This window comes from Chryseobacterium sp. S90 (genome assembly GCF_047444895.1).
Classification (GTDB): Bacteria; Bacteroidota; Bacteroidia; order Flavobacteriales; family Weeksellaceae; genus Chryseobacterium.
Window position 1 is genome coordinate 450,367 of record NZ_JBLGCX010000003.1, and the last position, 21,258, is coordinate 471,624.

General features: G+C 35.5%; 17 protein-coding genes and 1 tRNA gene. 9 read left to right on the forward strand and 9 right to left on the reverse strand.

The window, feature by feature from the left end:
* Positions 1-15: 15 nt before the first annotated feature.
* Positions 16-1,779 (forward strand): TonB-dependent receptor, encoded by a 1,764-nt coding sequence (locus ACLMCG_RS11955; protein WP_413959710.1) that lies wholly within the window; start codon positions 16-18, stop codon positions 1,777-1,779.
* 65 nt (positions 1,780-1,844) lie between these two features.
* Positions 1,845-1,918 (forward strand) — tRNA-Arg (locus ACLMCG_RS11960).
* Between the two features lie 123 nt (positions 1,919-2,041).
* Here the strand turns inward: ACLMCG_RS11960 and ACLMCG_RS11965 are convergent.
* The 7 genes from ACLMCG_RS11965 to ACLMCG_RS11995 form a co-directional block, all read right to left on the reverse strand.
* Positions 2,042-4,840: a hypothetical protein gene (locus tag ACLMCG_RS11965; RefSeq protein WP_414136882.1), complete on the reverse strand. Its 2,799-nt coding sequence runs from the start codon at positions 4,838-4,840 to the stop codon at positions 2,042-2,044.
* A gap of 6 nt (positions 4,841-4,846) precedes the next feature.
* Positions 4,847-5,872 (reverse strand): hypothetical protein, encoded by a 1,026-nt coding sequence (locus ACLMCG_RS11970; protein ID WP_413959712.1) that lies wholly within the window; start codon positions 5,870-5,872, stop codon positions 4,847-4,849.
* Positions 5,865-6,668 (reverse strand): molecular chaperone, encoded by an 804-nt coding sequence (locus ACLMCG_RS11975; protein ID WP_413959713.1) that lies wholly within the window; start codon positions 6,666-6,668, stop codon positions 5,865-5,867. Before ACLMCG_RS11975 ends, ACLMCG_RS11970 begins: the two co-directional genes overlap by 8 nt.
* Positions 6,669-6,752: 84 nt before the next feature.
* Positions 6,753-7,277, reverse strand: a complete 525-nt coding sequence (locus tag ACLMCG_RS11980) for a hypothetical protein (RefSeq protein WP_223601591.1) — start codon at positions 7,275-7,277, stop codon at positions 6,753-6,755.
* Between the two features lie 299 nt (positions 7,278-7,576).
* Complete coding sequence (locus ACLMCG_RS11985; RefSeq protein ID WP_223601590.1) at positions 7,577-7,942, reverse strand: hypothetical protein; 366 nt, start codon at positions 7,940-7,942, stop codon at positions 7,577-7,579.
* 55 nt (positions 7,943-7,997) lie between these two features.
* Entirely contained in the window at positions 7,998-8,828 is an 831-nt protein-coding gene (locus ACLMCG_RS11990; protein WP_413959714.1) for a helix-turn-helix domain-containing protein, read from the reverse strand.
* Positions 8,829-9,234: 406 nt separating this feature from the next.
* Entirely contained in the window at positions 9,235-9,411 is a 177-nt protein-coding gene (locus ACLMCG_RS11995) for a bacteriocin-like protein (RefSeq protein ID WP_413959715.1), read from the reverse strand.
* A gap of 309 nt (positions 9,412-9,720) precedes the next feature.
* Here ACLMCG_RS11995 and ACLMCG_RS12000 point away from each other — a divergent pair, with 309 nt between their 5' ends.
* Positions 9,721-10,197 carry a DUF5675 family protein gene (locus ACLMCG_RS12000; RefSeq protein WP_413959716.1) on the forward strand — a complete coding sequence of 159 codons (477 nt, stop codon included), beginning with the start codon at positions 9,721-9,723 and terminating at the stop codon, positions 10,195-10,197.
* Between the two features lie 7 nt (positions 10,198-10,204).
* Positions 10,205-11,914 (forward strand): hypothetical protein, encoded by a 1,710-nt coding sequence (locus tag ACLMCG_RS12005; RefSeq protein WP_413959717.1) that lies wholly within the window; start codon positions 10,205-10,207, stop codon positions 11,912-11,914.
* A 111-nt stretch (positions 11,915-12,025) separates the two neighbouring features.
* Here the strand turns inward: ACLMCG_RS12005 and ACLMCG_RS12010 are convergent, their stop codons facing one another.
* A complete protein-coding gene (locus ACLMCG_RS12010) occupies positions 12,026-13,210 on the reverse strand; it encodes a DcaP family trimeric outer membrane transporter (protein ID WP_413959718.1) in 1,185 nt (394 codons plus the stop codon).
* Between the two features lie 381 nt (positions 13,211-13,591).
* On the opposite strand from ACLMCG_RS12010, the gene ACLMCG_RS12015 reads away from it, so the two are divergent.
* From ACLMCG_RS12015 to ACLMCG_RS12030, 4 genes are all read left to right on the forward strand, one after another.
* Positions 13,592-14,842 carry a dicarboxylate/amino acid:cation symporter gene (locus ACLMCG_RS12015; protein ID WP_413959719.1) on the forward strand — a complete coding sequence of 417 codons (1,251 nt, stop codon included), beginning with the start codon at positions 13,592-13,594 and terminating at the stop codon, positions 14,840-14,842.
* Between the two features lie 525 nt (positions 14,843-15,367).
* The gene (locus ACLMCG_RS12020; protein ID WP_413959720.1) at positions 15,368-16,387 is read left to right on the forward strand and encodes a terpene synthase family protein; all 1,020 of its coding nucleotides are present in this window, start codon (positions 15,368-15,370) and stop codon (positions 16,385-16,387) included.
* Between the two features lie 79 nt (positions 16,388-16,466).
* Positions 16,467-17,468, forward strand: a complete 1,002-nt coding sequence (locus ACLMCG_RS12025; RefSeq protein ID WP_413959721.1) for a terpene synthase family protein — start codon at positions 16,467-16,469, stop codon at positions 17,466-17,468.
* Positions 17,469-17,504: 36 nt separating this feature from the next.
* Complete coding sequence (locus ACLMCG_RS12030; protein ID WP_413959722.1) at positions 17,505-18,488, forward strand: terpene synthase family protein; 984 nt, start codon at positions 17,505-17,507, stop codon at positions 18,486-18,488.
* A gap of 212 nt (positions 18,489-18,700) precedes the next feature.
* Here ACLMCG_RS12030 and ACLMCG_RS12035 read toward each other — a convergent pair whose 3' ends face one another.
* Positions 18,701-19,186, reverse strand: a complete 486-nt coding sequence (locus ACLMCG_RS12035) for a hypothetical protein (protein WP_413959723.1) — start codon at positions 19,184-19,186, stop codon at positions 18,701-18,703.
* A gap of 894 nt (positions 19,187-20,080) precedes the next feature.
* Between ACLMCG_RS12035 and ACLMCG_RS12040 the strand changes: the two genes are divergently transcribed.
* A partial coding sequence (locus ACLMCG_RS12040; RefSeq protein ID WP_413959724.1) for a hypothetical protein occupies positions 20,081-21,258 on the forward strand: 1,178 nt, incomplete at its 3' end.

The following is a 21,258-nucleotide window of genomic DNA, read 5'->3' on the forward strand; positions in this document are numbered from 1 at the left end:
TCAAATAAAGAAAATATGAACAAGAAAATTCAAATATTATCCATATTATTTTTAGGAATTTCGTCAGTGGCGTTTTCCCAGATCAAGGAGGAAAAACTGGTTCTTAACAAAAAGAGAGAGCCGGAGGTGAAGAAGATCGAGAAGAAGAAGACTTCTGTGGAAACCATTAAAAACTATCCGCCGGAAGAGAAATCGCAGACGCCTGTGAAATATACCATCACGGATGTTCCGGCAGTTTCTGATTTCAAAACTTCAACGATTCAGGGGGAAGATGTTGCTCCGAAATTTGACGGAACGGCTCAGAATAATTACTTCCAGATCGGAATGGGTAATTATGGTAAAGTCTTAGTAGATGGAAACATATCCAAGACCCTTGAAAATAAGTTTGAAGTAGGAGCGGATGTTCATGTGCTTTCTACCAATGGTCTTAAAAAAGAGTACGACTGGAAATCCGGGCAGACTTCGGCTAATATTGGTGCTTTCCTGAACTCTTACGGAGAAAAGGGAAAATTCAATATCAACGCTGAATATGGCTTGGATAACTATAATTATTATGGGATCTATGCGATGCAGCCGACTGGTGAACTTGATCTGAAACAAAAGGTTAATCAGTTTAAAGTAAACGGATACTATGATTTTTATTCCAATGAAATCTTAAATGATGTAAGGGTGAAATCATCATTCCTGAAAGATCATTTTGATGCTTCGGAAAACCAGGTTTCAATCCTTGCAAACTTCTCTAAACATGCGGTTGAATTAGGGAAATCAGGAATCAATCTGAATGCTGATCTGGGTGTAGGATTGGATGCTGTGAAGACAGATTTTGCCATCAGAGATAAAAACTCTTCCAATTTCTTCAATACCAGCCTGACTCCGAAAGTGACGTTCAGAAAAGGAGATTCTTATTTAACATTAGGTTCTTCATTCTCTTTCCTGAATGCTAAAAACTCCAATGATCAATTAGAACAGCAAAAAAATAACAAAACCTACTGGTTCCCGCAGGCAGAATTTCAGTTTGCTGCAGCCAAAGAATTCAAATTCTATGGTGGGGTAGACGGCGGTCTGAAACTGAATACGTACGGAGATATGCTGCAGACGAATCCATTCATCCTTTCTGACCAGTTTTTAAAGCCTACAGAGACGAAATATCATTTTTATGTAGGATTGAGAGGAGACATTGACGAAACGCTGAAATACGACTTCTCTGCAGGTTACGGAAAGATGAGAGATATTATGTTCTTTAAGGCTAACGGTCTTTTTGATAATACCTCTGTTAATCGCTCTGCCTACAATTTTGCCAATACATTCTCTGCAGTATATGACGATGGAAATGTAAGCGATATCAAAGGTAGCGTACAGTATTTCCCGTTAGCAAACCTGATTTTAGATGCAGAATTAAGGTTCATGAAGTATGATCTTAAGAATTATGACAATATTTATAACGTTCCATTGTTCAATGCGAGCATCGGAGCAAAATATACAATGCTTGACAAAAAGCTATTGTTAGGATTTAAAGGAATCTTCGCAAGTGACAGAACAACAAACTCTTATGCCATCGAAGGAGTAGGAGCTCCGAATGTCATCTTCCAGTCTACGGAGAATACAAACGACAAAGTTGGTGGTTACGCTGATTTAAATCTTTCTGCAGAGTATAAAATTCACAAAAATTTCAGTATTTTCGCACTCGGAAATAATCTTCTGAGCTCAAAATACCAGACGTACAAAGGATATAAAGTCCTGGGTGCACAGATTCTGGGAGGAGTGAAAATTACTTTCTAGTATAAATAATGAGTAATTAATAATAAACTATATTTGTATACTTATTATTAATTACTCATCAAAATGGCTTCGTAGTTCAACTGGATAGAATATCGGATTTCGGCTCCGAGGGTTGGGGGTTCGAACCCCTCCGAAGTCACAAGGCTTAAACCAATCTTATAGAGGGTTTAAGCCTTTTTTATTTGTTAATCAGTAACAAAAACAGTAACACAACTAATACATATGAAAAAAAATTTCAGAGGAACTCCAGAACTTTCTTCATCTAGTTCCCAAACTTCTTAACATGCACCCTCTTCTCTGAAACCTTGATGACAAACGGTTCAAGATGTATTATTTTCCCCGCCTGAACTGTAAATTCCTGGTTTGTTTTCTCAGAATAGGTGTTGGCAGGTAATGAACTTTCTACAAGCTCAATTCTGTAATTTCCAGATCCAAGGAAAGTGCCGATTTCGCCATTATCATCGGTAACTACATGCTGTAAAAACTTATCCTTATCATAGATATTGAAAATAATTCCTGCTGTTTTAGGATCAAATTCCAATGCTTTTTTAGGATCAAATTCATACGTGATTTTTCCCAGCATGGTTCCGTTTTGATGGAGTGGGACCTGAAGAGAATAACTGCTTTTTTTCACTTCAAACTCCAGTTCATTATAATACCATCCCTGCTGGATCACCTGCTTGAGCATATAGTTGCCATACGGAATTGCTTTGTACACAATTTTACCACTCTGATTGGTTTTGAAAGAGACATTATTGATCATAATGATATAATTTTCAGCGCTTTGGTCGCCATCATCATATACATTATTGTTGTTGTTATCATAAAATACAAATGCCGTTATTTCTCCTTTTTTACTGGCAATAAGTCTGTTAGGCTGCAGGTTCAGTGTGACGCCTGCTTCAATAGTGAAAAAATTATTGCTGAAATTGTTGGAAGAATAATTGAACCAGGAAGAATTCAGGAACACTCCATACCTTTCTTTTGTATATTTCAGGTTGACAAATCCTGAAGGAGACTTCCCATATAAAACATCATCCGTATACGATAATCCCGAAGTAATATTGAGCTTTTCGCTTAACAGGTTTTTGTTAACAAAGGCGGATACTGAAAATTTCTTATACAGGACATTTCCATTGAAATTTCTTGATGAAGCAAATTCAGAGAGATAATAGCTTCCATGCTGATATATTCCGTTGATGTTGAACCATTTATAACCATAATTTCCGATGATCTTCATCTGGTATTCTGCATTGTGGCCATCCGGATAATTAACTGCTCCTGCTTCCACTGCAAGTAATGTAGAGTGTTTTCTGTTATTACTGATCCATGTTGTATTCTGGCTGATCCTAAAGGCTTTCAGTGTTTGTAATTCCTGGTTTCCCGAAGTATCAAAAAAGTTGTTGTAACTGTTAGAACTTTCTTCCTGATATTGTGTACCCACAGCAAATCCGAAATTTTTCCTTTTCGCGAAGTTGATTCCAATATCTCCTCTTATCGTATTGGATTTGAAATCATTGATATAAGAGTAAAATTTTGGTGAAAAGTTAGAGACCATCACATTCGCATATAAGTAATGGTTTTCAAAAATGGGGGTTGAAAAATTCTGTTGTATTTGCAGCATTCCTCTTCTGTTCCCGGGATAATAGTCACTGCTGTAGAAGTAGTTTCCATTCAGATTGACTTTTTTGATTGTTCCTGAATACTGTGTTTCCAAAGACAGGGAAGGTTTGGTAAGGTGTGTATTTTCATAATAACTCAGACCGCTGTATACTTTGGAATTCACTTTCCAATCCTTATTGAAAGAATACTGAATATCCGTACCGAATACATGATGATTCGCTTTTTCATAAGGATCATTTTTAAAAATATAGGTTGCTGAGAAATTTTTTGAGGCATTTTGAGCGCCCATTATACCCCTTGCATAAAACCCGTATCCGTATTTCAAAAAAGAATTCCTTTCAATAAGGCTGAAACTCTGATCTACAAAACCTACTTCTATTTTCTTGTCTTTATCCGGAGAAGTGTATGCATATTCTGCACCTCTTCCAAATAATGAAACTTCCATAATTTTACTGATATTCCCTAAGGTGAACTCATTTTGTTCCCTATGATAAGACACATAGGTATTGCTCACAACAGGATCACTTTGATTGTTCAGCGTATAAATATTACCACGGATAAACATGTAACCTGAAGGAAGATTAAAGCCGCCTGATCCTATCAGCTGATACATATCTGTGTTGTTGCCGACCCGCCTGTAACTGGCAGTAATGGTATTTTTACTGTAATTTGAAAACAGATCGAACTCCATATCCTGATAACGCTGGGTAGAAGATACATTTTGTACTGATATAGAGGTATTACCGAAAATTTCCTTGTCCGGTTCTCTGAAACCTGCAATATTAACCGTAAACTGAGAGCTCTTAAGCAGATTTCCGGAAGGCAGGAAGCGAAAAACAAATACAGAATCTTTCTGCACATCGATAGTTCCCTTTTTTTCGATAAACAGGTTCTTTTGAGTAGCTTCCGGAATTTTAAATACAATGGTAACATGCTGCCTTTTGTTTCCTAAATTAGAAACCCTTGCCCGGACTTCCAGGGAATCTTTAGAGGTTCCCATGTAGACAACAGGATTTTCAGCTGTTATCTTCATATTGTTATTTTCCGTTACCACATAGGAGAGACTCTTTTTTACAACCTGTTGATTTTTTTCATCAGTAATGGTAAATATGAGATCTGCTTTACCGGAAACGATAGTGTTGCTGGTCAGTATTTTGATGGGAATAAACAGATTCTGGCCGGGATTCAGTTCGATCTCAGCATTATTGTCAGAAATTGTTCTGAAACCTTTGGGAGTCTTAACTTCAACTTTGCCTTTAAAATGTCTGTTTTCATTGTTTTTCAGAACAAGCAGAATTTCTACAATATTAGGATTAGCCCGATTGGGCTCATTACGGATCTCCATGCTTATAGCTGCACCAGTTTGAGCCGAAATCCAAACGGAAAACGGGATCAGAATAAAAAACATTATTTTCCTGAACAGCCTGTTATGAAGCATTATAAATTATTGAGGCGTAATCTCGAATTGAAGCGTTGTTGTATAATCCTCTGCTTTGGCATTGATAAATCTTTCATCATTAGGTTTGGTAGAATACTTCATGTCATAATAAACATCAGTATTCTGTGTAGAATTACCGGCAGCGACAAGCTGTGGCACCGTACTTAGTAAAACAGTATACGCCGTTCCCATATTGCCTGAAATAGGAATCAGATTAAGTTGTACCGCATCAAGGGGTAGAAAATTACCGGAAGATGAACTGAACTGAGTCTGAAGGGATTTTAATTTGATTTGATACTTCGTATTGCTTTTTACAATAAGTGCATTAGAATAAGTTACACTGGCTCCATTTGCGTAATCCTGCATGTTTTTAAATTCCAGGTTACCGTTCATTGCTGCTGCTCCAAACTTCATGGACATCTCCGTAATATCCGTAGGAGTTCCCGAAAGCGTACCGATCTGAAACTGGAAATTATGATCTACAGTACCGATAATATTGTTGTACTGATCATAGGCTGTAAACTGTAATGGAGCTGTAAAAGTAATCCAGGCTGGATAGGCTCCAAGATAGGTTCCTCCAGCCAGATTCATGCTGTATTTAATCTGAAGGCTATAATAACCATTCGGTTGTGCTGGCTGATTATATAATGCAGCATTTGACTGAGGAATTAAGAAAACCTCCTGACTTTCTTTTAAAATCACATTAAGCGGCATCCCAATTTGCGGGATAGACGGAACCGGGTTAGGATAGGCCTTTCCTGATGATGAAACCGGCTGAAAAGAAATTTTATTCGCAGGTAAAATATAATTTCCCTGATTGGACACAATAGGCTGCTTCAATCTTACCGAAACTCTCCAATAAGGCATATTGATATTCCCGTTACCCGCTAAAGTAAGCGTGTATGCATCCGGATTTGTATTGCCGTTATAAGAATTAATCTGCAAATAACTGTTTACCCATGAGCTGTATGAAATTTGTGAAAAGCAGCTTACGGAGATCAATAGCAGGATAAGACACAGTTTTTTATTCATGTGTAAAATTCAGTTCTGCTAACTCCAGATTATTGTTGTCCCCATAATCAATCATTACTGATGCAGTATATTTTCCTTTTAACAGTGTTGCAGGAAGAGGGATGTTCAATTCTCTCTTGTTTCCAGGCATGGTATAGAAAATAATCTGATCAAGCGATACTTTATTGCCGTTTTCTGTATTCACAAGTTCCGTTTGTATTTTTCCATCAGTCCATATATTCCCTTGATTTTCAAATAAGATGGTAAGATCTTTTTTGGATGGAGCCAGAGTAAGATTATGAATCTCAATTTTTTTACTGGCTTTGGCAGTTAACTTATGAAAGAGTTTAATTCCTGAACGGATACTTACTTTTATACTGGCTCCTTTGTTGTCTACATCATTCACAGGGTTCATCTGACTCACATACAATACACCGGTATGAGCTAACATCTGATCTGATAATTTAGCGGGAGGAGTGATAGTGACATCAATATCTTTTCGTTCCCCCGGAGCTAATGTAAAATAGGTATCTTCATTTTTTATTGATATCCAGCTGGCGCAGGATGTCGGCAGCGTATTGGCAGGAGACATTTTGTTTTCTCCTGTTTCGTTATATTCCCAGTCGCCTAAACTGACAGCCATGTCCAGAGAGTTTTTTGCACTTACATTGGTTACAGTTACCTTTTGGGTAGTGCTTTTTCCTGCATCGGATTCAAAATAAAGTCTGGGAGGAGATACAGATACACCTGTCTGAGCATTGATTTGAGAACAGAAAAGGAGTAAAGAGAATAAAATGAAGATATAAGATCGGTTCATTATTATACTTTGCTGTTAAATTACAGATAAAGTGCTACAATTTGTAACACTTTATCTGCAGTAGTTTATATAATATTTAAATACCTATTGAGAAATAATAGTATACGTTAACTCTGTTGTATAAACGGTAGGATCCTGACCTGCAATATAATTGTCAAGATAAGCATTAGCTCCTGCTCCTTTATATTCAATATTAATTTTTTTGTCTACACCACCGTTTGCAGAGGTTACTAATATTGCATCGTTAGCAGAAAGTTGTACATTCTGTGCATACTGAGCTCCGTTAAGAACTTCAGTTCCTGCACTGGCTTTAATTTGAATGGTATTAGCCTGGATATTTTTTGCCCCACTTTGCAATGCTCCATTGGCACCTTTTACTTTCACCTGGAAACCTCCTGTGCTATAGATGCTTAAATGGTCAGCATTCACAGAGGATACTCCGTTGGCATAGTCATCTTTAGTTTTATAGTCTAAGTTGACAACCTTTTGAGCAGGATTAACGATAAGAGTTTGGATAGGTTTTAATCTAACATTTAGAGTTACATTTTGCTGAGCCTGTAGAGCAACAAAACCAAATAGCGACATTGAGGCTACAATATATTTCTTCATAAAATAACGGGAGTTTTAATAGTATATTACTTCTTGTTTTTTTCAGGTGCAAATTTAGAAAGAGGGACAGGTACTTATTTTGTGAAAAAGTACTAAAGATTTGTAAATTTGGTTTTGGAAATAATCTTGCTGAAAAATAGTATTTTATGAAGGAAAATAAACTTTTAAGTTAATTAAAAATTAGAAATATTGTTAATATTGTTAAATCAATGTTATATTATTATCAATTTACCAAAAACAAAAGGCTGAAAATTTAAAAAAATAATATAAAATGCATAGTAAATAAGCTTCAGACCAGCTTATTGAGAGATTAAAGTTAACATCATAAAAGTAGACTTATCTTTAAACTGTTTTATAATTTTATCTATTTTTTGATTTATCATGAATTTTTTTTCGATAACTCCATCATGACTTTTAATAAGATTATACTCGTCCTTATCATCCTGTTGAATTCCTAACTGAAAGCCTGATGGACTTGAAATGATAACAGAGTTTATTTCCGGCTGGATACTTTCATCTGTATCATCAGCCATTTCGCTGTCACCTCCAACCGCCAGCATTTGGGTAGGATAAAGTCTTACATTCACCTGAACATCATCTGTCTGCGCATAGATACTCATGGAAACGAAAAGAAAAATTACTGAAAAAATATATCTTTTTAACATATATTAATTTTTCACTGATCTGTTATTTATCCAAAAATACAATATTATTTTTACATTATTTCATTTCTGAGGGATTTTTTCCTGTATGTTTTTTAATAAAATTACTAAAATTTCCTTCATTACTGAATCCCAGATCATAAGCAATTTCAGAAATATTGTTGCCTGAGAAACTAAGGGATTTTTTGCATTCATTAATCAGTTTTTCAATGATAATATGCTTGGCGGTTTTTCCCAAAACATACTCGGTCATCTCAGTTAATTTTCTGGGTGTGATATTCAGCTCATTGGCATAGTGGGAAACCTTTTTAGCCTTTTTATAGTCTCTCTGCAAAAGAACTTTAAATCGATTGACGTAGTGGAGGTAATCAAATTTGATGTCTTTTTTCAGTGTTTCGGCCGGGATGTGTAAAAATGCATCCAGAATCAATCTCTCAATAGCGTTATGGGCAGCAGAAACGTACAGGCTTTCATCCTTATGCTGAAAGTTGTGCATTCTTCCCATAAAAACAATGTTCATTTCCTTAATATTTTCAAAAGGTGCTATAAAAACATCAGAATCATAATTAAAAAAAAGCCTTGAATTGATGAACATGCTGTCTTTTCCGGATCTTTCATAAAAACTTGATGAAAATGCAATGATATAAACCTCTCCCCGTTTGGTTTCCCCAAATACAATTTGTTTTTGCGGGCCTACAAATGCGATATGACCGCCTTTTATGGGATGTGGAATATTTTCGACTTCCAGGGTTATATCTTCTATAATGATGTAGATACAGAAATACTCAAGGGTATTAAAACTTCTTTTATTATTATTTCTCTGTATGATATTATTTAATGTGTTGATGCTGAATCCTAAATTCTTCAATTGGTCTGTGATAACGTACATATTAATAAGCTTCAATAAAATGATAAAGTTGTCCTATAGTGGCGGATTATACAGCTAAAATGAGCCTAAAGATCAAACTATATGATATAATTAGGATATTTAGGTACTTATTTTGAAGCCTGATTTGACTAATATAAATGTATATAAAAATAACTATGTTTTTGTCATTAATTTTACGTTATTATACTGTTTTATTTTCTTTCATAATCCTTATATGAAAGTTATCTTATAATTTTCATTACATTTATTACTATCTAATCGTAACAGCGCTGAATGCGTAATTCTATTGATTATGATTTTTTATCTTTTCTGCCAATGAGTAAATCCTGCAAAATCATTGATTTGCAGGATTAGGATTTATAAAAATAAGCCAAAAGGTTGTGGCAAATTGTTTTTCCCTTTATTTCTAAATAGGCTGGGGAATCTCAAGATCGTCGCAGTTGATTGCTTTTGGGATGCATCTTTTTGCTTTTTCACACCATTGATGAGTGTATATGCAAACTGACGGAAATGGGCCGCCAATTGGTCCTGCCCCTGTTACGGTTTTCAATTCGTTTCTTGAAAGTTTTTTAAGATTTTTCATAATACAAAATGTTTTTATTTTCCTACTCTTTTAGGGAAAGCTTTTCGGATACCGCTTATTTACCATTCAAAAATGAGGTATCAGACATTTAAAACAAAGCATGATTTAATAAGTGGTGGTACTTTCTATATAAGTGAAACAGTTTAAAGGCTTACTGTATAGGATGGCATAGAAAATCTGATACTCCGGCAGCTGAAATATTACACAAAAGTGCCATAGGCAAGGATCTGATTTACATGTAATTTTACCATAAAATCAATCAATATCTCTGGAACTTCAGGTTTACCTTCAATCTTAAAATATAAAATCATGAAAAAAACTTTACTCGTAATTGTATTGACCGCTGTTTTTTCAGGCAGTCTTTTTGGGCAAAGAAATTTTGAAATAGTTATTGAAAGAAAGCTATCATCAGCGGCCTGTACCTTAGGGTATCTCATTGCAGATAAAAAAGTCATCTGCCATACGTTGGAGCTGCCATGGGAAAATAATACAAAAAACATCAGTTGTATTCCTCCCGGATCTTATAACGGTATTTTGAGATATGATAAAAATGACGGATGGAGAATACAGCTTGAAAACGTACCGGACAGAGATGGAGTACAAATTCATATGGGAAACTATACAAAGCAGATCAAAGGATGTGTTTTGGTGGGGATGGAAACAGATATTGAAAATTGTAATGTAAGGAACAGTAAACTGGCGTACAGTAAATTGAAAGACGCATTTTACGGGACTTCAAATCCTAACAGTACTCCTGATAAAAACATTATAGTAACCTTTAAATAAACTAATCATGAAAAACTTTTATGTAACCATTGTATTGCTGCTTGCCAATACCGGAGTTATCTGGTCGCAAGTGACGCCAAATTCTAACAAATTTTCAGTCGAGAATTATGTAGCCATAGATAGTAAAGGGAAATATGCACTTTACAATACCCACGGCTTTTATGAAAATGTTGCTAAGGGTACTGTTGCCAGGGTGTTTATATTGCCTATTCTTAAGTTTGACATCAATAATATTAAATATATAGATAGTAAAGGAAATGAAACCTATAAGAGCTCAGATCAAATCCGGACATTGATTATTCCGGTAACACAGGAGCTGGCATTACCCAATGAAAGCCAGAAAGCATCAATTTGTGCTGCAATAAAAAGCACGACAATAGCAGCATTTTATCCTCCGATTCTAAAAAATACAAATGGTCAGCCCGTTTTAACGCCTTACCTGGTTACCAATGCTGCATTAACCAACCATTTCTTTTCCCTTGCCCAACAGTATGAAATTACGATGCTGGCTCCTCAGGAGCAGTTTATTAAAAATTATAATACAGAGTTCCAAAGTCAGATCATTTCACCTACCGAGGTAGAATTCATTGTAGAAGCAGGAGGGGAGACAGTTTACAGCAAACGCATTCCAGGAACACTGGTTGGAAATAAAAGCTTTAAAAATATAAGTATTGAAAATCCTACGGAATATGTTAAAAATCTGCTGGCCAACGGAAATGGTGAGATATCGGTCAGCTATAAATTTAAAAATTCTAAAAACAGTTATATTAATGCACATATAGACGGCAGTACTATTGTTAATCAATTTTTGAGTGATGCTCAAAAGAGCAGTGTCAGTCAGAAATCAAGCGGGTGGGCATTTCTTGGGTTGGGAAGCAGCCGGAAATCAATGAAGTCCTCATTCAATCAGCAGATTGAGAATCAGTATACTGCTGAAAAAATTAATAATACAAGAATCGAAATGTATGATGCAGATGACGATATGATTTATCAGTTTGAAGAAAAATTCTTTCCTGATATCTCTCAGGAGGAAGCCCTTAAAAATCACCTGCAGGCAGCCGAAAAAGCAAAAGCAGAAGGAAATGATAAATTGCAGAATTTACATTTACAGTTTGCAGAATCATTACAAAAAAATGATCCTAATCTAACTCCTAATATTGAGGCTGCTGTAGCGGCTCTTGGTAGAAAAGATTATATCGGATTTATAGCCAATGGAGTAAGATGGGGGAATAATGGAGCGAAAGGTAACACTTCCTTTAAAAAGGTGCTGAACAGTACTGAAATGACGAAGATGGTGGAAGATTACAGCCATACGAAAACAATATCAGTGCAGCATGCGGTTACTCAACCTGTCATTGCCAAGGAAGATGTGAAGTTTAGAGCTTCTGTAGGAGTGATAGATGTTATTCCATGGGATGTGCAGCTCTATGTTTTTAATGGATATAATACTGTTCTTCAGAATGTAAAAGGAGTATTAATAGGCCCGACGACTGTAGGCGGAGCTTTACATCTCAATAATATCCTGGCTGGTACTCTGGTTAAAAAAGTAGGTGCTTATTCCGTATATGATGCTCAGACTTTTACAGATGCTTTAAAAAACTATGAGCCTGGGGAAAGAACTGATTTAACTTTAGTCGTACCTAATGCAATGAATTCCAATATCTATCAGGAAAAAACCGTGCAATTTACATTGGGATCTCTTCCGGTTATTGATTAAAATTTACGATGAATATCCAATGAGAATAGTAAAAGGCTCCTGTAGATTTTTCAACAGGAGTTCTTTTTATGGAGTATACCCATTGAAGTTTTGCTTTTCCCAATGGTATTACTAAAAATACATCTTTGTAGATGCTTGAATTCTCCACCCGTCGGCACTTTCATTTCTGAAATTTTGCTTTTTTCCATAATTACCCTCTATTCCAAATCTGACCTTTTTGTAGGGATGATAAATAATATTGCATGAAATATTTTGGAATCTTCTGGTCATATCTTTTGGGATAAAATCATAAAAACCAATATTAGAGTAGCTGAAAAAAAATACGGAACTCCATTTAGATGCCCACCAATGTTCATAAGCACCAATGATGTTAAACAGTTGTAAGGTTTCTAATAAATTTTTGTTATAAAGATTAGGAACTGCATCATAGCTCTCTTCTCTCAGATTCGTATTGTAAGTTGAAAATCCTTTCCCGAATGAGCTTTGAAGGCTAAATGTATTTTTTGTGTCTAATCGTATTTTGCCAGAAATCATTCCACCCCAGCCTATAATAGTATTGGTTTTATAATCCTCTTTAGAGGTATATTTCATATCATAACTTATAGGAGATAAAACAATCCCAGCCTTGATATAGTTCTTTTCATTTCCATAGCGATATAACGTTGAAAATGCTGGGATTATAGCCCTTTTTTGCCAGTTTAATGAGTCGGTCGGTAGTCTTATGCTTGGAGTATTAGGATCTTCCAGAGAGAAGGAAAGGCTGCCTTTTGTGGAAATTGGGGTAGTATAACGTAATTGTATTCTTCTTGTCAGAAATAATCCATCAGGAGGTACAAAGTCAAAAATCATGGGAAGAATTTCTATGTCAGAAAAATTGCTCCATGTTTGCCCTGCAAGCCATTTGTTCCATTGTAAATATCCATGTCTGAATCTTGGAGCTGTCGTACCGTTTGGTCCGGAAAAATCAATTTCTGCGTAAACAGATAAAGTCTTGTTATCATTTGTGTTTTTTTGTTTGAAACCTATTCCAAGTGTGGTTTGTTTTACACTGAAATTACTATTTATAGCATTCTTTTGTGGTATTTCTATCGAATAAGAAGAAAAACCATCTTTCGATTTCATATTCTGGAAGCTTACCATATAATCAGCCTGAACAAATCCTTTTATATAAAGTTCCCGGTCATTCTGATCATCAGATTTAATGGTAGCAAGGGTAATCTGTGCCGGAATTTTACCACAAAATATTATGGTAAAGATTATAATTTTTATAATCTCTACAGAAGTTTTTTTCATCATGTAATGTGTTGTTAAAATTTAAAGTCAACCATATCTGATCAATATTTTGATTGTGTTTTTTATTTATATAAAGTTTTCAGGTATCTGTTTTTAGCGTTTTGGGAACTCCCTATATAAATATTGACAGGTTAGGAAACTTTAATGAAAGTCATCTTTAAAAAAGCTTCTGCAAATGTATTGCATTGTGTTTTTTTTAATAGCATAGTGGGAATGTTGAAATGTGTCAGAAGTTGCACATTATGATTGATTGCAAATGTCAATACTTGTCAATAACTGTCAATTGGAGGTTTGGTATGAATAAGATAGAATAGCATTCATATATTTAAAAAAAATTATTGGAAAATAAGATTGTCAACCGAGTGTTAGAATTAAACTATATATATGAAAAGACAGAATAAACTTTTTATAGCAATTATCATTGCCCTTCTTGTTGGAGTAGGAATTGGAGGTATTGTACACGTGAAATATCCTGAGAATGCAGAACCTTTTGCTAAAAACATAAAACTGCTGGGAACGGTTTTCATCAGATTGGTACAAATGATTATTGCTCCTTTGGTGTTTACGACTTTGGTGGTGGGTATTGCCAAAATGAGTGATATTAAAATGATCGGAAGGGTAGGGACAAAAGCGATGCTTTGGTTTATTTCCGCATCTCTGATTTCCCTTTTTATCGGGTTGATCCTCGTTAACTGGCTGGAGCCGGGACATGTCACAAAACTACCGATTCAGGACGTATCTTCTGCTGATGAGCTTCTTAAAAGCAGTAAAAGTTTCTCCATGGAAGACTTTGTAAAGCATATGATTCCTAAAAGTTTATTTGAAGCTTTTGCAACCAATGAAGTATTGCAGATCGTGATATTTGCAGTGATGTTTGGAGTTGCCCTTGCGAATTTAGGAGAAGAATATTCTAAGCCTGTGGTGAAGCTTTTTGATATCATCGCTCACGCAATCCTTAAAATGGTAGGGTATATTATGTGGTTTGCTCCGCTGGGAGTATTGGGAGCTATTGCAGCAGTAGTAGCGACCAATGGTTTTGAAATCTTTAAAGTATATGCTATTTATTTAAGAGACTTCTTCTTTGCTATAGGAGTTCTTTGGCTGGTACTTTTACTGGTAGGTTATTTTATCTTAGGAAGCCGTCTTTTTGACCTTTTAAAAAGAATAAAAGAACCTTTACTGATTGCTTTCTCTACCACGAGTTCAGAAGCTGTATTCCCGAAACTGGTTGAAGAATTGGAGAAATTCGGGTGCAACAGCAGGGTAGTATCCTTTATTTTACCTTTAGGATATTCATTCAACCTTGATGGAAGTATGATGTACATGACCTTTGCATCCATCTTTATTGCACAGATTTATGGTATCGAAATGAGCCTTGGACAGCAGATCACCATGCTATTGGTATTAATGCTTACCTCAAAAGGAATTGCCGGTGTTCCGAGAGCTTCTTTGGTAATTATTGTAGCAACGTGTTCCATGTTTGGTATTCCGCCGGAAGGAATTGCTTTGATTTTACCAATTGACCATTTCTGTGATATGGGAAGAAGTATGACCAACGTGTTAGGAAATGCTCTGGCAACTTCTGCAGTTTCCAAATGGGAAGGGCAGCTTGGAAAATTATCAGAAATTGTATAATCATCAAAACAATATAGTCTCTTTTCAGAGAACTATATTGTTTATAATATATGAAGAAAAGTTATTTTACGATAATTTTCTTAGGCCCATTTTTAGTGATAGAATTCTGTAAAAAGTTAAAATGCTGAAAGATTAAGAAATATAATACAATTTGATTGATAGCTGCTATATAATAGTTTTCACTGTAAAAGTTAATCAGTAATTTTAATAATGTAGGTAAAATAACTAAATAACTTTTGTTTTTTTTATGTTAAGTTGCTGATAATCTGTGGTGTAAATTTGAATTATTGTTGAAGATTAGCTGTATGTTGTTGATTTTCAAATAATTAAATTTTATTAAATCATATGGCAAAATTCCATATGATTTAATAAAATTAATTTGTACATTTATTTCATTGTTCATGAATGTATCTTATTGGTATTTAGTGTGATATGTTTTTAAAATATGACTACTTTCTTTATAAAGTACCATTATTTAAATAAACTATTGTGCTGTAAAAGGTAAAACCATTAAAACATATAATCATGAGTAATGAAAATTTTAACCCTCTTGAACTGCTTCGTACAAAGTTCAGGTATCCGTTCCCAACCTTAAAAAATCCCCATGCAGATCAATTGCAGGACATCACCGAAAATCAATGGATTGATGGTGAATATATGTGGCTGTATCAGAATAATCCTGATCTGCGTAAAAAGTACAAGAAAACCAAAACGGCCCACATTGCTGCCCAATGGTTTCCTACTGCTTCTGCCGAACGTTTCCGGCCTATCTGCAGGCTGATGCTCTGGACTCTTTACAATGATGATCTGTATGAAGAAAGTAAACCTGATGATATTGATGAGGTACATGTTCAATCCATTGCTATATTGAATGGTGAAATTTCTGTTTCTCAGTCTACAATACCTTTGGCCTCTATGCTTTTCTCATTAAGACAGGAATTGCTTCAGTTTATTCCGAAAGAATCGATGCATCGTTTCACACAGATGATCAGCAGGTATTTTAGCGGGCTTAAAAAAGAACAGGAATACAAAGAGAATAAGATCTTTCCTACAACGGCAGAATGCATTGTCTTAAGGGAAGATTCAATCTGTCTGTATCCTTTCCTGCAGCTCACTGAGGTTGAGACCGGTATTACCCTGCCGCCGGAAATTCATGATCATCCGGTGATCCGCCGTCTCCAGGCACTTGCCTGTCATTTGGTAACTTTTTTCAATGAAGTTCAATCTGTCGTAAAAGATGAAGCTACGGGAAGTATCTATTATAATATTGTAAAGGTAATTCAGAATGAACGCAGGGTTTCGTTAGAGGAAGCCTGTCTGGAAGATCTGCGCCTCCATAATGAAGATCTTAAGGAATTTGTAGCTCTGCAGACCTCACTTCCTGATTTTGGTATATGGCACGAGGATGTGGTCAATTGGGTACACTATATGAGTATGGTATTGAGCGGCTGGAAAAATATATCCACTAAGCTTGACCGCTATAACAAAACAGAATTTCCAAGTGTTTCCGAATTAAAAGAAACATTGGGACACAACCAGTTTTAATAAAATTGAACAAGTACTATGGCATTTCATTAAACAGATGATGTTTATTTAAGTACAATAATTTTAAAATACAGATAAAATGACACCAGAACAATTTAATAGCGCAGATTACTTACCACGGGGATGCTACCCATGGCCCGATCTTATAAATCCACATGCTGAACAAATGGGGAAAGATATGGATGGCTGGATTGATAATGATTATACTTTTCTAACAGAAAAACAACGGAAAATTTATAAAAAAATGGAACTTCATATGTGTACAGCACGCATGTGGCCGCATTTGACCTATGAGCAGGCCATTCCATGCAATAGATTCATGCTTCAATATGTTGCTCTCGATGACCAGGTGGAGCATTCGTCTCTTGAAGAGATTCAGGAGTTAAGGATCCGTTGTACAGATATTCTCAGAGGCGCTCAGGCTATGCCGGAGGAAAATGCTCTCTATCATCATATGGCCATGATCCGGGATGAATTTCGTGCTTTCATGCCAGATCTGTGGTTTGATCGGTTCGTGTACTATTTTTATCAATCTTTCAGATACGGAATCGAATTAGAGTATCCATATAAAATAGCCCACCGTCCACCATCACTCAATCTTTACAAAACCATTAGAGAATATTCTGTTCTCATGCGTCCTTATCTGATCTTTGGTGAGATTGAATCAGGTCTTGTTCTGCCGGAGCATATCTTTGAGCATATCGTAGTGCAAAAGATAATTTCCCATATGACCCTGGTCGTTGCGTGGCAAAATGACCTTCACTCCCTGCCAAAAGAGATGGCGAAGGGGACAGAGGTTTTTAATCTGGTTTTTGTATTGCAGCAGGAGTATCATCTTTCCTTGGAAGATGCTTGTGCAGAGGCTTTACGTATTCATAATGAAGAGCTGGCCAGTTTGAATGGTTTACATGAAGAATATCGGGAATTCGGTGAATATCAGGAATACGTCGACAAATTTGTTTATTATGCCGGTGTCGGGCTTCAGGGAGTTAACACTTTTTATCTCGAAACAAACAGATATAAGCATGGAGGAGTTGGTTTTGCATGGCCTGAAGATCATACTGCAAATAAAAGTCTGTAAATAAGATTAGTTTAAAATAACTTTTAAATTTTAAAGATGAAACAACAAGACGTTCCGGTTTTACAATATCCCTGGCCCTATGAAATAGGTCCGTTTTCACAATCTTTTTATGAAGAACAGAATAATTGGATTGATACGGATTACCAATTTATGTCTGAAGCTACAAGAACTAAATACAAGAAGCATGGTCTTGTAGAGGCTGCGTCATATATGTTTCCGGCGGCTAGCACCAAAGATCAGATCCGGCCTATAGCAAGATTTATGGTTTGGCTGACTCTATTGGATGATTATTACGAATTGTGCCCGGTTGATCGATTTGCAGATATCAGAGACCATATTATGGATATCATGATGGGAGAACAACCTAAAGCAGATGACATCGGACTGGTAAAGCAGGTGGCTTTAAGCAGGCAGGAATTTATTCCTTACGTAAATGATGATTGGTTGGCACGCTGGACTAAAAACTTTTATAATTATACTACTTATGGACTTATGGAAGAAACACCCTACAAGTTAAAAAAAGAATTTCCAAGTCTTAGTAACCTTCTGCTTATCCGTGAGTATTCGATTTCTATGTACCCCTATGGAGATCCGGTAGAGCCTTCTATTAATTATATTGTTCCGGGATATATTTCTGAACATCCTATTATAAAAAGGTTAAAAATGTTAATGTGCAGAATAATAGCCATTCAGAATGATTTTGCTTCCATAGAAAAGGAGATGGGGATTGATACAGAAATTCTGAATATTATATTGGTTATCAGGAACCAGCATAAAGTTTCATTGGAAGAAGCTATTGCTGAAGCAATGCATATCCACGATTCATATGTTCAGGAATTTGTTGAACTTCAGAATAATTTACCTGATTTCGGTCTTCAGCAAAAGAATGTTGTACGGTTTATACATAATATGGCACTCATGATCTCAGGATTGGGAGCATGGTATCATAAAGGCAATTCCACCAGATACAAAATTCCCGGCGAATTTCCTAAGCCTGAATACGGGATAACTGTGCAGTAACCTTAATGGAATCACAGATAGCATCAATTCTGCTCACCTGTATTCAATCACAGTTTGAACTTTACTTCTGTAATCTTTCTTAGAGTAGAGGTTGTCTCCAACATTTGATAGGGGACAACCTCTTTTTGTTCATATAACCTTTGTATTCTAATTTAAATCTGAAGATTTTGTAGAGCGGAAACAAAAGTTAAATAATTCGTGATAATTCCGGTTTATTTCTTTGGAGTTAAAGATAGATTATCCATATAAACAGCCTGATGTACTCCATTCAGTAAAACTTTCAGTCCCAGATGTGAGTCTTTTTTCAAAGAAATGGTATATGTTTTTTTCTCTCCTGTTATCTTTGAAGGTTTAGTGATTGAAACATAAGATTTTGCATCAGAAGGGCTGTTTACGGAGAAAAGCTCTAATGTTGTTTCTCCTCCGTTATCCGAAAGATCAAGAGAAAGGGTATAGGTTCCGGCTTTTATTTCCGGAGTTACCAGATACATATTTTCTCTTGGGTTGCTCATTGAATAAAAAACAATTCTTTTATCACTCGCATACAGCATGGCTTTCCCTGGCTGAGCAGTCCAACATTTATTGATATCTTTCCAGGTGTCAAAATTTTCTGCAAGGGTCGATACCGGTTTACACTGTGCACTTACAATTAGAAATCCTCCAATAACAGCTATTCCCGAGAATATAACTTTTCTCATATCTTATTTTTATTTATAATTAGTAAAAATAACAAAAAAATCGTATTGAAATACTTTTGTTTTCATGATTTAAGTTAGCTCTTTTAAGTTTCATACGGCTGAATGTGCTTTTCAGTCAGCTTTTCATTGTGACCAATAGTATCTGCTTGGGAGTTGTGTTCTAAGAATTATCTCATAAAATAAGCCTTCCAATTACAGAAAAGCTTATCCGATTTCAAGTAAGATGCAATTATAAACAAGACTCAAGAATAGGATTAAATATAATCATATACTTATATGTGAGATCATATTGAACCTTTTGTAAAGGTGTTGAAAACTGTCCTGTAAGATTATTTTCAGCACCTCTATTGATTCTTTTTTTCATTTTCTTTTTTCAGATCACGTTTTGTAGGAAAAAATCATCAAAAATAATAAGAGTTAAGTGAATTTTTGAATGAGGAACGATTCAATGGCAAGTATAAAATCAATTCTTTTTTGATTTCTTCAGCCATAAGGGATTGCCAAATGCATTAACATCGGAATCGACATCTAAATACTCTGATCTTTTACAATGCTTGCATTCTCTTTCAGTATTGCTAGTGTATTTCCATTGGTGGATATTTAAAAAGCAAAGTATTTTTTTCATCATATATTTTCTGCAAACAAAATCAATTTATCCATGAGATAATTACGGGATTCCGTAATCAGACAAAAAAATAGAAAAACAAGACCGTTGAAAATGTAGACTTACTACAGAGGTATTAAAAAGCGGTAGTGTATTTAAAAAAAAATCTGTTTAGATCCTTGTATTCGGAAAGATCTTTCACTATTATATCTAAAAATGTTTTTTCTTTATATTGTAAGCTTATTGGCGTATAAATTGATACAACAAACTGAACTGAATTTTGATGACTAATGACTAGACTCGCTGTAACTCTGATTTTCTTTTTAACTGGTTTTTTCTTTCTACATGCACAGGAGAAGAAAGACTCGCTGTATTACAAAATAGAAGAATTTTCGGACAAGAGAAAGGTTACCAAATTCATTCACCGCTTTATATTTCGTAGAGAGCCGGATTCTACTTCTGTGAAGTCCAGAACAGAAAAACTGTCGCAGGAGGCTTATAATAAAAAGTACATCAGAAAAATCAGGATCGAAACCATTGATCCTTTTGGATACGGCTCTAAAGATACTAAAGAAAAGGCCAGATGGTATGATTGGGTAGCAGATCATCTTCATGCCAATACAAGAAACTCTACGGTTAATAATTATTTGCTTTTTGAAGAAGGTGAAGAGTATAACGCCCAGAAACTTTATGAATCTGAGCGTTTACTTAGAGCAATGCCATTTGTCAACAGGGTGAATATCAGTGTTTCCGACAGTACTTCCAGTAAAGATTCTATTGATGTTGTGGTAAAAGTTCTGGATTCCTGGAGCCTGAAGCCGAGAATCAGCTATTCCGGAAGTAAAATCGGTTTAGGAGCTACTGAGGAAAATGTATTGGGATTAGGCCACACTCTTGATTTCCTTTACAGAAATGATTCCAAAGAAAAGCAGGATTATCTTTTGGGAAGCTATACAACGTATAATCTTTTAGGGACTTATATCAATGCCCAGCTTCTTGGGGAAAGAGATTTTTCAAAAAATGAAAGAATTAATTTCAGTTTAAGAAGAGACTTTTTCTCGCCTTTGACGAGATGGGCAGGTGGTTTTACATTTGAATATTTTAAGCGGAAGGTTTTACTTCCCACAGAAACCGATACAGCTTTTCCGGAAGTTCAGATCAAAGTGTACAGCCAGGATTTATGGGGTGGTTATCAGATTCCCGTTTCATTGGATCCTAACGAAAAAGTATCCAGCAATATTGCGATAATAGGAAGATTTCAGAATTATCAGTATAAAGACAGTCCGGGAATAGACCAGTATAAATATTTTAGTTCGTACAACAGTTTTCTCATGTCTGTTGGGTTTATCCACAGAAACTTTTCGGTTCAGAGAAATATCTTTCAATATGACTTGCCTGAAGATGTTGCGTATGGTAATTCTGTGAACATTATTGCAGGAGGTTTATCAAGAAATAAAGAAGTGAACCC

Excerpts from the sequence above, each read along its gene's own strand:
- ACLMCG_RS11990 (WP_413959714.1), bottom strand. The coding sequence starts at position 8,828 with ATGTACGTTATCACAGACCAATTGAAGAATTTAGGATTCAGCATCAAC.
- ACLMCG_RS12005 (WP_413959717.1), top strand. The coding sequence starts at position 10,205 with ATGAAAAACTTTTATGTAACCATTGTATTGCTGCTTGCCAATACCGGA.
- ACLMCG_RS12035 (WP_413959723.1), bottom strand. The coding sequence starts at position 19,186 with ATGAGAAAAGTTATATTCTCGGGAATAGCTGTTATTGGAGGATTTCTA.
- ACLMCG_RS12015 (WP_413959719.1), top strand. The coding sequence starts at position 13,592 with ATGAAAAGACAGAATAAACTTTTTATAGCAATTATCATTGCCCTTCTT.
- ACLMCG_RS11965 (WP_414136882.1), bottom strand. The coding sequence starts at position 4,840 with ATGCTTCATAACAGGCTGTTCAGGAAAATAATGTTTTTTATTCTGATC.
- ACLMCG_RS12025 (WP_413959721.1), top strand. The coding sequence starts at position 16,467 with ATGACACCAGAACAATTTAATAGCGCAGATTACTTACCACGGGGATGC.
- ACLMCG_RS12020 (WP_413959720.1), top strand. The coding sequence starts at position 15,368 with ATGAGTAATGAAAATTTTAACCCTCTTGAACTGCTTCGTACAAAGTTC.
- ACLMCG_RS11980 (WP_223601591.1), bottom strand. The coding sequence starts at position 7,277 with ATGAAGAAATATATTGTAGCCTCAATGTCGCTATTTGGTTTTGTTGCT.
- ACLMCG_RS11970 (WP_413959712.1), bottom strand. The coding sequence starts at position 5,872 with ATGAATAAAAAACTGTGTCTTATCCTGCTATTGATCTCCGTAAGCTGC.
- ACLMCG_RS12010 (WP_413959718.1), bottom strand. The coding sequence starts at position 13,210 with ATGATGAAAAAAACTTCTGTAGAGATTATAAAAATTATAATCTTTACC.
- ACLMCG_RS12000 (WP_413959716.1), top strand. The coding sequence starts at position 9,721 with ATGAAAAAAACTTTACTCGTAATTGTATTGACCGCTGTTTTTTCAGGC.
- ACLMCG_RS12030 (WP_413959722.1), top strand. The coding sequence starts at position 17,505 with ATGAAACAACAAGACGTTCCGGTTTTACAATATCCCTGGCCCTATGAA.
- ACLMCG_RS11955 (WP_413959710.1), top strand. The coding sequence starts at position 16 with ATGAACAAGAAAATTCAAATATTATCCATATTATTTTTAGGAATTTCG.
- ACLMCG_RS11985 (WP_223601590.1), bottom strand. The coding sequence starts at position 7,942 with ATGTTAAAAAGATATATTTTTTCAGTAATTTTTCTTTTCGTTTCCATG.
- ACLMCG_RS11975 (WP_413959713.1), bottom strand. The coding sequence starts at position 6,668 with ATGAACCGATCTTATATCTTCATTTTATTCTCTTTACTCCTTTTCTGT.
- ACLMCG_RS11995 (WP_413959715.1), bottom strand. The coding sequence starts at position 9,411 with ATGAAAAATCTTAAAAAACTTTCAAGAAACGAATTGAAAACCGTAACA.